General features: G+C 68.0%; 13 protein-coding genes. 6 read left to right on the top strand and 7 right to left on the bottom strand.

The window, feature by feature from the left end:
- Window positions 1-777, bottom strand: a 777-nt coding sequence (locus B0W80_RS10060) for an NAD(P)-dependent oxidoreductase (protein WP_076998996.1), incomplete at its 3' end; no start/stop codon positions are given.
- Window positions 778-811: 34 nt separating this feature from the next.
- Window positions 812-1,804 carry a tripartite tricarboxylate transporter substrate binding protein gene (locus B0W80_RS10065; protein ID WP_076998997.1) on the bottom strand — a complete coding sequence of 331 codons (993 nt, stop codon included), beginning with the start codon at window positions 1,802-1,804 and terminating at the stop codon, window positions 812-814.
- Between the two features lie 97 nt (window positions 1,805-1,901).
- On the opposite strand from B0W80_RS10065, the gene B0W80_RS10070 reads away from it, so the two are divergent.
- The 4 genes from B0W80_RS10070 (at window position 1,902) to B0W80_RS10085 (ending at window position 5,393) form a co-directional block, all read left to right on the top strand.
- The gene (locus tag B0W80_RS10070; protein ID WP_076998998.1) at window positions 1,902-2,825 is read left to right on the top strand and encodes a LysR family transcriptional regulator; all 924 of its coding nucleotides are present in this window, start codon (window positions 1,902-1,904) and stop codon (window positions 2,823-2,825) included.
- A 195-nt stretch (window positions 2,826-3,020) separates the two neighbouring features.
- Window positions 3,021-3,383 (top strand): hypothetical protein, encoded by a 363-nt coding sequence (locus B0W80_RS36405; RefSeq protein WP_306171845.1) that lies wholly within the window; start codon window positions 3,021-3,023, stop codon window positions 3,381-3,383.
- Window positions 3,384-3,458: 75 nt separating this feature from the next.
- Window positions 3,459-3,797, top strand: coding sequence for an RNA-binding protein (locus tag B0W80_RS10080; protein WP_076999000.1), 339 nt, complete (start codon window positions 3,459-3,461; stop codon window positions 3,795-3,797).
- Between the two features lie 153 nt (window positions 3,798-3,950).
- Window positions 3,951-5,393, top strand: a complete 1,443-nt coding sequence (locus tag B0W80_RS10085; RefSeq protein ID WP_076999001.1) for a Bd3614 family nucleic acid deaminase — start codon at window positions 3,951-3,953, stop codon at window positions 5,391-5,393.
- Between the two features lie 66 nt (window positions 5,394-5,459).
- On the opposite strand, the gene B0W80_RS10090 is transcribed toward B0W80_RS10085, so the two are convergent.
- Window positions 5,460-8,111 (bottom strand): LuxR C-terminal-related transcriptional regulator, encoded by a 2,652-nt coding sequence (locus tag B0W80_RS10090; protein ID WP_076999002.1) that lies wholly within the window; start codon window positions 8,109-8,111, stop codon window positions 5,460-5,462.
- 146 nt (window positions 8,112-8,257) lie between these two features.
- Here B0W80_RS10090 and B0W80_RS10095 point away from each other — a divergent pair, with 146 nt between their 5' ends.
- A complete protein-coding gene (locus tag B0W80_RS10095) occupies window positions 8,258-10,285 on the top strand; it encodes a fused MFS/spermidine synthase (protein WP_076999003.1) in 2,028 nt (675 codons plus the stop codon).
- Window positions 10,286-10,324: 39 nt separating this feature from the next.
- Here the strand turns inward: B0W80_RS10095 and B0W80_RS10100 are convergent, their stop codons facing one another.
- From B0W80_RS10100 to B0W80_RS10105, 3 genes are all read right to left on the bottom strand, one after another.
- A complete protein-coding gene (locus B0W80_RS10100; RefSeq protein ID WP_083745284.1) occupies window positions 10,325-10,861 on the bottom strand; it encodes a septal ring lytic transglycosylase RlpA family protein in 537 nt (178 codons plus the stop codon).
- A 20-nt stretch (window positions 10,862-10,881) separates the two neighbouring features.
- Window positions 10,882-11,034 carry a hypothetical protein gene (locus B0W80_RS34810; protein ID WP_143684550.1) on the bottom strand — a complete coding sequence of 51 codons (153 nt, stop codon included), beginning with the start codon at window positions 11,032-11,034 and terminating at the stop codon, window positions 10,882-10,884.
- Window positions 11,035-11,182: 148 nt separating this feature from the next.
- A complete protein-coding gene (locus tag B0W80_RS10105) occupies window positions 11,183-11,977 on the bottom strand; it encodes a DUF5991 domain-containing protein (protein ID WP_076999004.1) in 795 nt (264 codons plus the stop codon).
- Between the two features lie 247 nt (window positions 11,978-12,224).
- Between B0W80_RS10105 and B0W80_RS10110 the strand changes: the two genes are divergently transcribed.
- Window positions 12,225-13,673, top strand: coding sequence for a cytochrome P450 (locus B0W80_RS10110; protein ID WP_076999005.1), 1,449 nt, complete (start codon window positions 12,225-12,227; stop codon window positions 13,671-13,673).
- Here B0W80_RS10110 and B0W80_RS10115 read toward each other — a convergent pair.
- Window positions 13,667-14,515 (bottom strand): alpha/beta hydrolase, encoded by an 849-nt coding sequence (locus tag B0W80_RS10115; protein ID WP_083745293.1) that lies wholly within the window; start codon window positions 14,513-14,515, stop codon window positions 13,667-13,669. The genes B0W80_RS10110 and B0W80_RS10115 overlap by 7 nt on opposite strands.
- Window positions 14,516-14,673 lie beyond the last annotated feature (158 nt).

Genomic DNA, 14,673 nt, shown 5'->3' on the forward strand with positions numbered 1-14,673 from the left:
GTCCAGGCCCGCGGCCGCCAGCTTGCCGTCGCGCAGTGCCGCGACCAGGGCGGGCTCGTCGATCACCTCGCCGCGCGCGGTGTTGATGACGATCGCGCCGTGCGGCAGCCGCGCGAACTGCGCCTCGCCCAGCATGCCGCGCGTGTGGCCGTTCAGCGGCACGTGCAGGCTCAGCACGTCGGCCAGCGGCAGCAGTGCGTCCAGGCTGTCCACCAGCGTGACGCCCTCGACCGGGCTCGGCTTGCCGGCCAGCATCGGATCGAAGGCGACGACCTCCATGCCGAGGGCTTGCGCCACGCGCGCCACGCGCTGGCCGATCTGGCCGAAACCGACGAGGCCGAGCGTGCGGCCGCACAGCTCCACGCCGTCCTGCGCGCGCGTCCAGCGGCCGGCGCGAAGCTCGGCGTCCATCCATGCGATGCGGCGCGCGGCCGAGAACATCAGGCCCAGGGTCAGCTCGGCGACCGACTGCGCGTTGGTGCCCGGCGTCACGTAGACCGGGATGCCGCGCGCACTGGCCGCCTCGACATCGATGTTGCTCACGCCGACGCCGTGCTTGGAGATGACCTTCAGCGTGGGGCACGACCGGATGGCGCGGGACGACAGCGCGACCGTGCGCGAGATCACGGCGTCGACCGGCTGCGCGGCCAGGATGCCTTCGACCTCGATCGGGTCGTCGGCCTGCGAGAGGTAGAGCACGCGCGCCCCTTGCTGGGCCAACAGGGCGGCACCCGGGGCGGCGAGCCGGGGCGCGGTGACGAAGACGGTGAAGCTCATGGGCGTTCTTTCAGGATCGAAGCGAGGGCAGGGCTCAGTCGAGGCGGATGTTGGCCTCGCGGATCAGCGTGCCCCACTTCTTGTGCTCCTCGCGCACGTAGCCCGCGAAGTGGCTTGGGCTGCCGCCGGTCGGCACGCTGCCTTCGAGCGCGAGCTTGTGCACGGTGTCGGGCAGCTGGAGCACCTTCTGCACTTCGGCATTGATGCGTTCGACCACGGCCGCCGGCGTGCCGGGCGGTGCGACGAGTCCGGTCCAGGTGATCGCATCGAAGCCGGGGTAGCCCGACTCGGCGACCGTCGGCACGTTGGCCAGCGAGGGCACGTTGGTGACGCGCTTGCTGCTGCTCACCGCGAGCCCGCGCACCTTGCCGCCGGTCAACTGCGGAATCGCCGCGGCCGTGCTCGCGAAGTTGAGCTCGACCTGGTTGCCGAGCAGGTCCGTCATGGCCGGGCCCGCGCCCTTGTACGGCACGTTCAGGATGCGGATGTCGGCACGGCGCTCGAGCATCTCGCCGGCCAGGTGGCCCACCGTGCCGTTGCCCGCCAGACCGATGCGCAACGATTCGGGCTTCGCCTTCGCAGCCGCCACCACGTCGGCCAGCGTCTTGTGCGGAGAACTGGCGTTGACGATCAGCACCACCGGCTGCGCCGACACCGCGCCGATCGGCGCGAAGTCCTTCAGCGGGTCGAAAGGCATCTTGGGGTAGAGCCAGGGGTTGATGGCCAGGTTGGCCGTCTGCCCCAAACCGATGGTGTAGCCATCGGGCGCGGCCTTGGCCACCGCATCGAGACCGATGTTGCCGCCCGCGCCCGGCTTGTTGTCCACCACCACGGTCCAGCCCGATTGGCTGGTGAGCTTCTCGGCCAGCAGGCGCGCGACGAAGTCGGTGCCGCCGCCGGGCGGGAAGGGCACCACCAGCTTGATCGGCTTGGCGGGGAAGGTCGCTTGCGCGGCAACGCCGGTGGTGGTCAGCGCCAGCGCGCCGAGGGCTGCGAGGGCGACGAAGGTGCGTCGGCTGGAATGCATGTTCGGTCTCCTGTTGAATGGGTTGCCGCGATTCTGAAAACTCGCATTCATTCCGTCCATTCGATAATGTTCATCTTTCGATTCCTCGGAGCTATGAATGGACCTGCAGTTGCGCGATCTTCGCTATTTCGAGGCCGTGGCCGAGATGGGACATGTGGGCCAGGCGGCCGACAGGCTGGGCCGCACGCAGCCCGCGTTGACCAAGGCGGTGCAGCGGCTGGAGGAGTCCTTCGGCAGCGCGCTGTTCGAGCGCCGGGGGCGCGGCATCCGCCTCACACCGGTCGGCGAGGTGCTGCTCGCGCGTGCGCGCCAGCTGCGCGGCGCCACGGAAGAGGCCTTGCGCGAAGTCAGCGACTTCGCGCGCGGCAACGCGGGGCACGTGCGCATCGGCAGCGGGCCGATCGCGGCCGACCACGTGCTGCCCGAGGTCTGCAACCTGCTGCTGGCCGAGGCGCCCGACACCACCATCGACATCACGATCGCGCCGAGCATGGCTCTGCGCGAGCAGCTGCGCGAGGGGGTCATCGACCTGCTGATCGGCCTGATGCCCGAGGCGGACCCCGCGTTCGTGACGCATCCGATCGTCGAGGACGTGGTGGTCGTCGCGGCGCGCCGCGAGCACCCGGTGTTCGCGCACAAGCGCGTGAGCATGAAGACCTTGCTGCAGTGGCGCTGGGTGCTGCCGGGCGACAACATCCCCAGCCGGCAGTGGCTCGACGCGGCCTTTCGCTCGCGCGCCTTGCCCGCGCCGACGGTTCAGCTCAACGCCAATTCGATTCCGCTGCTGCCGCGCCTCATCGCACGCACCGACATGCTGAGCTTCCTGTCGCGGCACAACCTGGAAGCCGGTGGCCAATACGGATCGCTGCGCGAGGTGGCCCTGAAAGAGACGACCCTGAAGCGCCTCCTCGGAGTGACCTACAGAAAAGAGGGTTACCTGTCGCCGGCCGCGCAGCGCCTGCTCGGATTGCTTCGCTCACAGGGGGCGCAGATGTTTTCGCGGGCGGCCGGGCCCGCATAGCCTGCCGCGCATTCGGCGGCAAATCGGCACGGATGCAACGCAAAACGGCACTGCACCGATAAATCACCTACACTCCCCCGATCGACTGCGGCGTGCTCGTTGCCTCAGTCCTTGATTGACACCTCGCATCAGCCGCTGGCCATACAGGTCCCGGCCTCGCAGTTTCCCTCCTGCCGGCCGAACGTCACATCCCTTTTGACGAGCGTCGTCGTTGGTCCGTTCTTCAAAAAACAACCCGGACCGATCTCCTTCCCCCGTTTTATCAAGCGCCCCTGCTGGCTCATCGAGCTGCTGCAGTTGCGTCTTCGGTCACCGCGCGAGCGGGCCGTCGTTTCAGGACACATGCAACCATTCGAAGCCCACGAGGTGGGCAAATACCTCGTCACACCGATGACGAAAGTCACCGAGGCTGGCCAGTACGCCGCGTCGGTATCCATTCGCCGCGGCATGCACGATCGCGTCTATCGGCTCAAGGGCAGCTTCAGCAGCGCGGCGCGAGCCGCGCGCTATGCCCTGGCCAACGGCCGCCACTTCGTGCTGAGCAACCAGCTGGCCTAGCCGGCTGCCCCTATCCATATCCACCCCTTCTTCAACAAGGCCCCTCCGGGCTTGAACACCTCACCAGGAACACTCATGGACAACAAACTCTACGTCGGCAATCTCTCCTACTCCGTCCGCGACGACTCGCTGCAGCAGCGCTTCGAAGCCTTCGGCCGCGTCAACTCCGCCAAGGTCATGATGGAACGCGATTCGGGTCGCTCCAAGGGCTTCGGCTTCGTCGAAATGGGCTCGGCCGAAGAAGCGCAAGCCGCCATTCAAGGCCTGAACGGCAAGGACCTCGACGGTCGCGCACTCACGGTCAACGTGGCTCGCCCGATGGAATCGCGTTCGGGCGGTTCGGGCGGCGGCTACGGCGGCGGCCGTGGTGACGGCGGTGGCGGCGGCTACCGCGGCGGCAACAACCGCTACTGATCTGCGGCGTGGCACACGCCTCGAGGGGCGTGTGCTCAGCTGACGGCAGCGCCCTCTTCGAGGGCGCTGTCGCATGGGCTGAAAGAGTTCACTGCCGACGGGGCGTTGCGGGTCTATGATTTCGCCCGCAAATGCGTCCACAGGAGGCAGACGATGTTCAACGTCAGCAAAGCCACGGGCCTTCCGAGCGCGGCCCATGCATGGGTGACCTCGCCCTTCGGCGACGGATACTTTGCCGTGCAGGACAAGGCCAAGAACGGCAACATCGACCCCGCCTACCTGATGCTGGCCTACGCCTTCGATCAGGGTTGGGACAAGACCGCAGTCCACAGCAGCTACAAGCTCGATCAGTCGTGGATGACTGCAGCCAGCGGGTTGATCAGCCTGGCTTCATCGGCGCTCGGAAGTTTCCAGACGTCGATCTGGCAGCAGACCTCGGCTGCCAAGGCAGGCGGATTGCGGGGCAACCTTCACGAGGTCTCGCTGGCCGGTGCACCGCCGCCCGACAGCCCGGGCCCGCTCGATGCAGGTGACATCTTCGCGCCCAACAGCAGGGGCTATCACAACATCCCGCGCCTGTACTTGATGGCTGCGCTGGTCCTGGAAGAAAAAGCCAACGCGTCCGTCGTCGCGCTGGTGGCGAACGAGCGCGGCCTGATCGTCGCCATGGGCAAGAAGTCGCATGGCGAACACGGCTGCGGCCACGCTGAAGTGCGTGCCTTGTTGTCCATCAAGGGGCTGGTGCCCGGCCGCGCCATGCTGTTTTCGACACTCAAGCCGTGCAACATGTGCGCGGGCCTGATCCGGGCGGTGTTCTCGGGCAACTGCAAGCAATACTGGGCGCGCAGCGATCCCTCCGCTGGCGCCAACTATCAGAAGGTGACAGGCCTTTCGCTTCCCAACGGACTGGCGTCGACCGAATCCGCCAAGAATGACGTCAATCGGCTTCGGCAGATCAAGCTGCAGGACGGCAGCAGCTTCAACGAAGTCTTCTCTCAAGGCTGGGATTCGAGAGACGGCCGTCTCGCCCTCGCGAGGACGGGTGCGCCCGAACGGATGAAGCAGGCCTATCTGGATTGGTGCGATGCGGTCATCAAGCCGGGCGCCGTGGTGGGCCGCTCTCCCGGCGTCGAAGTTCGCGTCAAGAAGATCGAAGCCGTGCTCGCCAAGGCCAAGGCCTGCGGAGACGCCAATGCGCTGTCCAAGCGCAACGACATCTTCGAGCATTGGGTGAAGAATTCATCCAAGGCGTCCGGCATGGTGAACGACGATCAGAAGTTGATCTTGGCCGCCTTCACCAACAGTGCCCAGGCCAAAGGTGTCGACAGCCCGATCAAGATCGCCACCAAGGAAGCCGGCATGGGCATCGTCGAGTACATCTCGGCGGCTCCGAGGTCGACCAACCTCCGCACTTCGGCTCGCAATGCGCTGTCGAGCAAGTTCATGAAGTACGGCAAGTCGGCAGGCGACGTGCAGGGCGTCACGGGTGCCAGGCTCACCGCGCCGGCCGGCCCGCCGCCGCCCAGCAGGAGCAACGACGTGCGCATGGCCACGATCAGCAACTACCTGTTCGGCTTTCTGCAGACGCAGCGGTGAATCGCCTGGCTTGGCAAGCCTCGCATTCCTGCCGATCGTCGCCAGCGCACGCTGGCGCGCCCGTGTTCAGGCCGCGATGTGCGCGCGGTACCAGTTGGCCGCCTGCAGCCGCGACTCCAGATCGAGCCGATCGAGGATGCGCGCCACGTGGCGCTTGACGGTGTGCGGGCTCAGGTCGAGGCGCTTCGCGATCAGTTTGTTGCTCTGGCCACCGGCGATCAGTTCGAGAACCTCCAACTCCCTGGGGCTGAGGCTGGCGTCGTTGCTCGCTGGCGCGTGAGGCGCTTCGGCGGTCGCCGAACCGGTCTTGAACTGGCGCGCGGTGCCGATCCATTGCCGCAATGATGCGAGCTTTTCCTCGGAAGCCACGCCACTCCATCCGGCGTGCGCAAGCGCTTCCAGCGTGGGTATGCCCGTGGCCAGCAACTGGCCGACGTTGCCGCTTTCGGCCGTCTGGTCGATCACGTGCTCGAGCACCTGCCACGCTGCCGAAGGCGAGCCGTTCTCCAGTTCGGCGAGTGCCAGCCGTGTTCGGATCAGCATCTTGAGCAATGTCGGCTCCGGCAGCACGGTGCTGTCGGCCAGTTCGCGAAAGCCGGCCAGGGCCTCGGCCAGGCGTCCTTCCTGAAGGGCCAGCTGGGCATGGATGGTTCCGACCAAGGGCCGGACCTGGAGGTCGCCGTGGTCGTCCGCATGCTCGAGCGTGGCCAGATGCTGGCGCACCCGTTGCCAGTCGCCGGCGGCAGCCAGCGCCCTCAAGGCGAGGCGAAGCAGCATCACGGGCAAGGCGCTGGACGGGTCCATCTGCGCGATCCGGGACGTGATGGCGTCGAAAGTCGCCCTTACGGCTTCCTTGTCGTCGCGGCTCACGTGGTACGCGATCATCACGTTGAGCAGTCGCGCTTGCAGGCCAGGAGGCTGGCACAGCCAGCGAACGTCGTCCTCGATCGTGCGGATCAAGGATTCCAACGCCGGAAAGTCGCCCAGGAACAGAAGCCGCCAAGCCTCGGTGACGTTCGCAGTTGCTCGCAGCGATTCATGCCCGTCGACGGCCGCCAGCTTGGCGCCGTCGACCATGCGCCGGACCTGCGCGCCCATGCCAGGATGTGCGATGAACGGGAAGATGTTGGGAAGGCAGCGTGACCACAGCTCCGCGCTGTTCTGTTGCGAGAGCAGGTCGATCACCCTCGCGAGCCGATGGCTCGGCCCATCGTGCGGGCCGTGATAGCCCTCGTACCAGAGGTCGAGCAGTTCGCTGATCGTCTCGGCCTCGAGGTCCATGGCCTGCGCGCGCACCTCCTGGCCCAGGCGCCGCGCTTCTTCGAAATCGCCGCAGAACATCGTGGCCAGCGCTTGCATGGCCCGCGCGCGCTGGGCCTCGCCAGGCCGCCCGTCCGACTCGAAACCGGCGGCCGCAAACGCCATGTCCGAGCGCACTGCGTGGTACTGGTCGTGGCGCAACGCATGCAGGCCGCGCGCGAAGGCAAGCTGCGGCGACCCTGTCTGGATGTGACCGGGGAACTGCGCAATCATGCGTGTCAGTTGCACGCCCTCGTCGCGGATGATCATGTCGGGCGCGGCGTCGGCCAGGCTCTGTTGCGCCTCGCCCCACGCATTTGCGCGCAGGTAGGTGAGGGTGCGCCGCACCGGGTCGGGTTCGCCTTGCGCCGCCAGGCAGAGCAACGCCGGCAACTCGTCGGGGAACTCGCGGCGCAGCCGTTCTTCGAGGAAATCTCTAAAGAGGTCGTGCAGGCGCAGCGTCAGTGGCTCGCTGTCGAGCACGGAAACGAACAGCCTCCGGCGCTCGATCTCTTCCAGCAGCGCGCTCGCGCGCGGCTGCCCGCTGACGCGTTCGCAGCGCTGCGCGGTGAGTTCGGCCAGCACGGAGCAGCGCAGCAGGAACTGCTGCATGTCCTGCGGAAGATTCGCCAGCACCTCGCTGGCCAGGTAGTCGAACAGGTTCCGTCGGCTTTGCCAGGTGCCTTTCGGCGCGCCATCGGCCGATCGCCTCGAGGTATCGAGGCTCAGGCAGAGGCCGGCTGGCCAGCCGCGGGTTCGCTCGAACAGCTGTTGCGCCTGCTCGTGATCATCTTGCCCGGTGGTGCTGCGCCACAGGTCGCGCACCTCGTCTTCGGAGAAACCGAGCGCGCTTTCGTCGAAGATCGCCAGCTCGCGGCGAGCCAGCCACCGACCCAGGGACAGCTTCGGCTCATGGCGCGTGGACAGCACGAGCGTCCAGTTGTGCGGCAGCTGCTCGATCAGCCGATCGAGAAACTCGACGACGAGAGGGTCGGCCACGGCATGCAGGTCGTCCAGCGCGATCACGCCGAAGGGCGTGCTGGTGGCCTGCAGCGTGCTGGCCAAGGCCGCCACTGCGTCCTTGAGCTTGTGCTGCGCCAGAAGGTCGAACAAGGCCTCGGGCGCCACGCGCCATGGCGGGTCCATGGGGTCCAGTGCCTCGATGAGGTAGCCGAGCAGGCGGCGAAGATCATCATCCTTGTCGACGGAGATCCAGGCGACTGCGTGGCTTGCCGGCAGGCGCCGCACCTGCCGGGACAATGCGGCCGTCTTGCCGTAGCCTGCCGGCGCCACGAGCAGGACCAGGCGGCAGTTCGCGAGCGCGTCGTCGAGCGATTCCTCCAGAGCGCGGCGGTCGATCAAGCCGCTGCGAAAGCGAGGTGCCTGGATCTTGGCGCTGACGAGGCCATCGGTGTGCATGGTGTTCGCGGTTTATATCCCACTATCGGATGGCAGGTGAACGGCGTCGTCAGCGGGCCAGGGCTGGATGAATTCCTGCAAGCGGGGTCGCGGCGCGGCCGTATAAGCGATCACCCTTACTGCATCGCCGCCGTCCAGGCCCCCGCATGAAGCCCGTTCACGTCCAGGTCCTCGTCGCCGCCACCATCTTCACCAGCGCCTTCCTGTTGTTCCTGGTGCAGCCGCTCATCGCCAAGCAGATCCTGCCGTGGTTCGGCGGCTCGGCCGCGGTGTGGTCGATCTGCATGGTCTTCTTCCAGGTCGTGCTGCTCGCCGGCTACGCCTATGCCGACTGGACCACCCGGCGGCTGCGCGTGCGCACGCAGGCGCGGGTACACGTGGCGCTGCTGCTCGCGAGTCTGGCCTTCCTGCCGATCGTCGCCAGCGCGCGCTGGAAGCCCGGTGGCGCCGAAGATCCGGCGCTGTGGATCCTGGCGCTGCTCGCCGTCACGATCGGGCTGCCGTACTTCCTGCTGTCGACCACCGGGCCACTGGTGCAGTCGTGGGTCGCTCGCACGCCGTGGGGCGCGCAGGTGTACCGCTACTTCTCGTTGTCGAACCTGGCCTCGCTGGCATCGCTGCTGTGCTACCCGCTGCTGGTGGAGCCGCGGAGTTCGGTGCTGCAGCAGGCCTGGGGTTGGTCGGCGGCCTACGTCGCGTTCGTGCTTCTGTGCGGTGGCACCACCTTGTACATGGCGCGCCACTGGGCTGCCCCCGCACCGGCCGCAACCGATGCGCCGACGCCGCCGGCGGTCAAGCCGCGCGGCACCGACTATCTGCTGTGGCTGGCGCTGCCGGCGCTCGGCTCCTGGCTGCTCCTGGCCATGACCAACCACATCACGCAGAACGTGGCGGCCGTGCCCTTCCTGTGGGTGCTGCCGCTGTCGGTGTACCTGCTGAGCTTCGTGCTGAGCTTCGAAAGCGACCGGTGGTACCGCCGGGCCGTGTTCGTACCGCTCGCGGCGGCGATGCTCGTGCTGTGCGCCTTCGGACTGCAGCACCGCGTGGGCGCCGACATCAAGTTCGCCTTGCCGATCTACGTGGTCGGCCTGTTCGCGCTGTGCATGTTCCTGCATGGCGAAATGGCCCGGCTGCGCCCTGCACCCGCCTGGCTGACCCGCTTCTACCTGATGCTCTCGCTGGGCGGCGCCATCGGCGGCGTGAGCGTGGGGCTGGTCGCGCCGCACGTGCTGCCGGCCTACTACGAACTGGGCATCGGGCTGGTGCTGTGCGGCATGGTCGCTGCCGTGCTGTGGCGGCGCAGGCCGATCGGCATCGTGGCTTCGCTGGCCGTGGCCGGCTGCTGCGCGTGGTTCCTGTCGAAGCAGGTGCAGAACGACATGCGGGGCCAGTGGCGCATGGAGCGCAACTTCTACGGCGCGCTGCTCACCAGCGAGACGCGTGCCGGCGTCAAGGGCCCGTCGCGCAAGATGTACCACGGCTCCACCAAGCACGGCGAGCAGTTTCTCGCGCCCGATCTTCGCCGCGAGCCCACCAGCTATTACGGCCGCAACTCCGGCATCGGCCGCGCGATCGCCGCCGCGCCACTGGGCCCGCGCCGCGTGGGGCTCATCGGCCTGGGTGTCGGCACGCTGGCGGCTTATGGCCGGCCCGGTGACGTCTACCGCTTCTACGAGATCAACCCCGCGGTCTTTCAACTGGCCGATCGCGAGTTCAGCTTTCTCGCCGACAGCGCCGCGCACATCGAGCGCGTGCTCGGCGATGCCCGGCTGTCGCTGCAGGCCGAGCCGCCGCAGCGCTTCGACGTGCTCGCGGTCGACGCGTTCTCGGGCGATTCGATTCCGGTCCACCTGATGACCACCGAGGCGATGGACGTCTACCTGCGGCATTTGCAGCCCGACGGCGTGATCGCCTTCCACGTCAGCAACCGCTACCTCGAACTTGCCCCCGTGGTGGAGCGCATCGCGCAGGCCAAGGGCCTGTACGCGGCACTGGTCGACGATGCGCCCAGCAGGCTGACGGGCCTGGATTCGAGCGACTGGGTGATCGTGGCCCGCGACCCCCGCGTGCTGTTGCGCGAGCCCCTGCGCGGCGCCACTGCGGGCCTCGAGCCGAGAGAGCGGCTCAGGCCGTGGACGGACGACTTCAACAACTTGTTCCAGGTGCTGAAGTAGGGCGCGCCTCGATGGGGTCTTCGCCTCCTCCTTCGCCTCCTACCTCGCAGGGCCTCCAGCTTTCGTGCCTTCGGCCGGTGGCGTCGATAGCGGCGTGACCTCGACCTTGGCCACGCCGTCTTCCTTCGACAAGCCGATCTCCTTTGCCGTGGCAGGCGACAGATCGACGATGCGGCCCTTCACGAACGGGCCGCGATCCTGGATGGTGACGACCGCGCTGCGCCCCGTTTCGAGGTTGGTCACCTTGGCCGTGGAGCCCAGCGGCAGTGTCTTGTGCGCGGCGTTGTTGTCTTTCGGGTCCATGGGCGTGCCGTCCGCCATCTTGCGGCCCGCGAACTTGTCGGCATAGAACGACGCCTTGCCGACCTGCTTGCCGCCGCCGCCCTCGTTGCTCGACTTGCTCGCCGACGAGGACTTGGGCGTCGGCGTCACCGTGGCGGAGGGCGGTGACGACGCAGGGGCTGCGTCCTGCGGCGCCGCATCACGCGGCGTAGGGGCGAAGGCACAGCCGGAAGCCACGGCTGCGATGGTCAGCGACAGCGCAGCGAGGCGGCGTGAAGCGTTTGGCGTCGACATGGCAATGCACCGTCATGCCATCAAGCGTGGCGCTTGAAGTACTGCACCTCGCGCTCGTGCTGCTCGGCCTGCGGGCGCGTGTCGAAGGTGCCGAGGTTGCGGCGCTTGCCGGTCTTGGGATCGACCTTGCGCGAATACAGGCGGAATTGGCCTGATGCCAGCTTGCGGATCATGGTGCTCGCCCTCGCAAAGACATGGATTTGGGGTGGCAACAGCCTGCTCGCGTCGGCCACCGCGCCATGTCGGACGCGCGCCGAAGCGAATGGCGGACCGCGCCGGCATGTTCCTGCGGCAACGCAGGAACCCGTCGCATGTTCCCCGTCAACCTACTTTCCTGAAAAGCCGCCCCTTGCGCGCCGACGCATCGCTGGCGGGCTTCAGTCCTTCGAGCTGCGTCGCGATGCCGCCGCCATCGCGCGTCAGCGTCAACAGGCGCTCGCCCGTCGTGTGGCGCCCGCGCACGTTGTCGGGCCCGAACTTGTAGAACTTGACCACCAGCGACGGCCCCGAAGGCGTCGCCGTACACAGCATGCGCTCGTTGGTCTGGTAGCCCTCGGCGTCGAGCGTGCAGCCGGTCGAGCCATTGCCGGGCCCGAGCGACAGCGTGTAGGTGATGAAGATCGCGACGCTGTCGGTCGGCGACGAGCCACCGACACGGCCCAGCGCTTCTTCCCACACATAGCGGCCGTGCCAGGCCGACAGCGGCGGCGCTTGCGCGGCGCCGGCCGTGGGTGCCGCCGGCGCGCGGGCCGAGAGCGGCGTCACCGCGAAGTCGCTGCCGCCCTGCGGCGACGGCCACAGGCCAACCTGGAACTGCTGCCGGCTACCGCACGCGTCGATGCTCCAGCGTTCGAAATGCCCGCCGCGGGCGGTTGCAGGCATCGTTGGTTGCCGAGGGACGTAGCTGCGCGGCAGCACTTCCATGTTCACCGCGTCGAGCGCGGCGCAGCCACCGCTGGTCTTCACGTACTCGGCGATCTTGTTGAGCACGTCGGTCGCGAGCTGCGAGCTGGCCAAGGTCTTGCCGCTGGCCTGGACCTGTGCGGCCGACGCGGCCGAAACAGCAATGCAAGCCGCCGCGGCAGCCACGATGTTTGTCGTCTTGAAAATCTTCATGGATCGCCTTATCCATGGCCTACGGCACCGCGCGCGCGGGGCGCGGGGTGCGCAACGAGGTAGGACAAGGCCTCGCAAGCGGCATGGCGGGCGCCGCACCACGCCGCCGCGTGACAGGGCACACGCGTGCTCCTATGATTTCGAGCGCCGATCGTGGCGCGCGCAGACCACCCCGACGGCACCATCGGATGGAGGCAGCCATGCATCTCGACCTTCGATCATCCAGCCACAAGCGGATGGGATCGCCATGAGCGCCGTCGCGAGCCGGTTGCGGCAGTTCGACGACCTGCCGGGCCCCCGCGGCGTGCCGGTGTTCGGCAATCTGCTCCAGGTCGATTCCACGCGGTTGCACCTGCAGCTCGAAGACTGGTGCAAGGCCTACGGCCCCATCTACAAGCTGCGGCTGGGCCCGCGACGCGCCGTGGTGGTGGGCGACCACGAACTGATCGCCAGCGCGCTGCGCGACCGGCCCGATGGCTTTCGCCGCACCTCCAAGCTCGAACAGGTGTGGACCGAACTCGGGCTCATGGGCGGCGTCTTCGGTGCCAATGGCGACATGTGGCGGCGCCAGCGGCGCATGGTCATGGCGGGCTTCGATCCCGGGCACGTCCGGCGCTATCACCCCGCCTTGCAACGCGTCGCGCAACGTCTGGCCCAGCGCTGGCAGCAGGCCGCACGGCAGGGCACCGCCATCGACCTGCGGGCCGACCTGATGCGCTTCACGGTCGACGCGATCGCCGGCCTGGCGTTCGGCGCCGAGGTCAACACGCTGCAAAGCGATGGCGACGTGATCCAGGCGCATCTGAACCGCATCTTCCCGGCCGTGTTCAAGCGGATTTTCGCGCCGCTCCCGCTCTGGCGCTGGTTCCCGTCGGCCGAAGACCGCGCCCTGGTGCGCAGCGTGGCCGAAGTCAACGCGGCCGTCGACGGCTTCATCGCGCAGGGGCGCGCGCGGCTGCAAGCCGACCCGACCGTGCGCGAGCATCCGGGCAACCTGCTCGAAGCCATGCTCGTCGCGTCGGAAGAGCCCGGCAGCGGCATGGACGACAGGCAGGTGGCGGGCAACGTGCTCACCATGCTGCTGGCGGGCGAAGACACCACCGCCAACACGATCGCCTGGATGATCCACCTGCTGTGGCAGAACCCGCAGGCGTTGGCCAGGGCCACCGCCGAGGTGCGCCGCGTGTGCCCCGACGGCGAGCCGCCCGACATCGACCAGATCGGCCAGCTCGACTACGTGGAAGCCTGCGCGCACGAAGCCATGCGCCTGAAGCCGGTGGCGCCGCAGAACACCATGCAGGCGCTGCGCGACACCACGCTGGGCGACGTGCTCGTTCCGGAAGGCGCGCTCGTCATTGCCGTCATGCGGCGCGATGCGACCAGCGAGGCGCACATTCGCGATGCCTCGCGCTACAACCCCGAGCGCTGGCTGGCCGACAACCCGGCGCGGCAGAACGCCAGCGATGCCAAGCGCATCTCGATGCCCTTCGGCGCCGGTCCGCGCATCTGCCCGGGGCGCTACCTGGCGCTGGTCGAGATCAAGATGGCGATGGCGACGCTGCTCGGCCGCTTCGACATCGAGGACGTGTCGACGGCCGATGGCCAGGAGCCGCGCGAGTTGCTGCAGCTCGCCATGGGGCCGGTCGGGTTGACGATGCGCGTGCGTGAACGCGACGCGCAAGCCGTGCTTCAGTGAGTCGCCCGGCCGTCGACGAAGTCCACCACGTCGTCGAGCACGGGTGCCACCCATCGCAGCGGTGAAGCGAAGGCGCCGATGAGCGTGGTGTGGCTGGCGCGCCTGTACAGCTTCAAGGTCACCGGCACGCCCGCTGCCTGCAGCTTGCCCGACAGCTGCAGCGTGCTGCGCTGAACGCTCACGAGCCGGTCTTCCGTAGGCGCCCCCAGAAAGCTCCGCGGTGCGTTGGAGGGCGTGAACTCGATCGGCTGTGCGTTCGGCGGATAGTTCGGATGAAAGAACACGGGCTGCGCGTCGGGGTTGTCGGTGGGGAAGAAGTCATAGGGCCCCGCCAGCCCGATCCAGCCTGCCAGCTCCGCCGGCGAATGGCCGGCGTCTTTGAGCCAGCGCGGGTCCAGCGCCAGCATGGCAGCGTTGTAGCCGCCCGCGCTGTGGCCCATGACGAACACCCGCTTCGGGTCGCCGCCGAGGGCGGCCGCCTTCTCGAATCCGTACGCAAGCGCCCGCGCGCTGTCGCGCAGGAATTCCGGATAGCGCACGGCCGGGTACAGCCGGTAGTCGGCGATCAGGGTCAGCACGCCGCGCGCGGCCATGGCCTTGCCGACGAACTGATAGTCGGCGCGGGAGCCGGAGTTCCACGAGCCGCCGTAGAAGAACACGACCACGGGCCATCCGGCAGCCGGCGCCTGGCCGGGCGGCGTGTAGATGTCGAGTTGCTGGGCCGGCAAGGCGCCATAGGCCACGTCCTTGCGGACGGTTGCGCCATCGGAAGGCGTCAAGGCGTTGAGGGTGCCGACGGCGGAGCAGCCGGCGATGCACAGGCCGAGGGCGGCCGGCAGCATCAGTCGTGCTGCGCGGAAGAATGCGGTGAGGATCAAGGATGCTCCAGGCGAGACGGCCGGATGCGGGGGTGCCTGGGGTGGCCCTGCCACGCATGTTCAGCTTCTTCTACGCGCGGCGCGTGCTTTCGGATCAGTGGCCGCCGCGGCTGCAGCAGCCC

The organism is Variovorax sp. KK3 (genome assembly GCF_001984055.1).
GTDB lineage: Bacteria > Pseudomonadota > Gammaproteobacteria > Burkholderiales > Burkholderiaceae_C > Variovorax.

What these genes read in the sequence shown, in the direction of transcription:
- B0W80_RS10065 (WP_076998997.1), bottom strand. Translation starts at nt 1,804, where the DNA reads ATGCATTCCAGCCGACGCACCTTCGTCGCCCTCGCAGCCCTCGGCGCG.
- B0W80_RS10070 (WP_076998998.1), top strand. Translation starts at nt 1,902, where the DNA reads ATGGACCTGCAGTTGCGCGATCTTCGCTATTTCGAGGCCGTGGCCGAG.
- B0W80_RS10080 (WP_076999000.1), top strand. Translation starts at nt 3,459, where the DNA reads ATGGACAACAAACTCTACGTCGGCAATCTCTCCTACTCCGTCCGCGAC.
- B0W80_RS10085 (WP_076999001.1), top strand. Translation starts at nt 3,951, where the DNA reads ATGTTCAACGTCAGCAAAGCCACGGGCCTTCCGAGCGCGGCCCATGCA.
- B0W80_RS10090 (WP_076999002.1), bottom strand. Translation starts at nt 8,111, where the DNA reads ATGCACACCGATGGCCTCGTCAGCGCCAAGATCCAGGCACCTCGCTTT.
- B0W80_RS10095 (WP_076999003.1), top strand. Translation starts at nt 8,258, where the DNA reads ATGAAGCCCGTTCACGTCCAGGTCCTCGTCGCCGCCACCATCTTCACC.
- B0W80_RS10100 (WP_083745284.1), bottom strand. Translation starts at nt 10,861, where the DNA reads ATGTCGACGCCAAACGCTTCACGCCGCCTCGCTGCGCTGTCGCTGACC.
- B0W80_RS34810 (WP_143684550.1), bottom strand. Translation starts at nt 11,034, where the DNA reads ATGATCCGCAAGCTGGCATCAGGCCAATTCCGCCTGTATTCGCGCAAG.
- B0W80_RS10105 (WP_076999004.1), bottom strand. Translation starts at nt 11,977, where the DNA reads ATGAAGATTTTCAAGACGACAAACATCGTGGCTGCCGCGGCGGCTTGC.
- B0W80_RS10110 (WP_076999005.1), top strand. Translation starts at nt 12,225, where the DNA reads ATGAGCGCCGTCGCGAGCCGGTTGCGGCAGTTCGACGACCTGCCGGGC.
- B0W80_RS10115 (WP_083745293.1), bottom strand. Translation starts at nt 14,515, where the DNA reads ATGCTGCCGGCCGCCCTCGGCCTGTGCATCGCCGGCTGCTCCGCCGTC.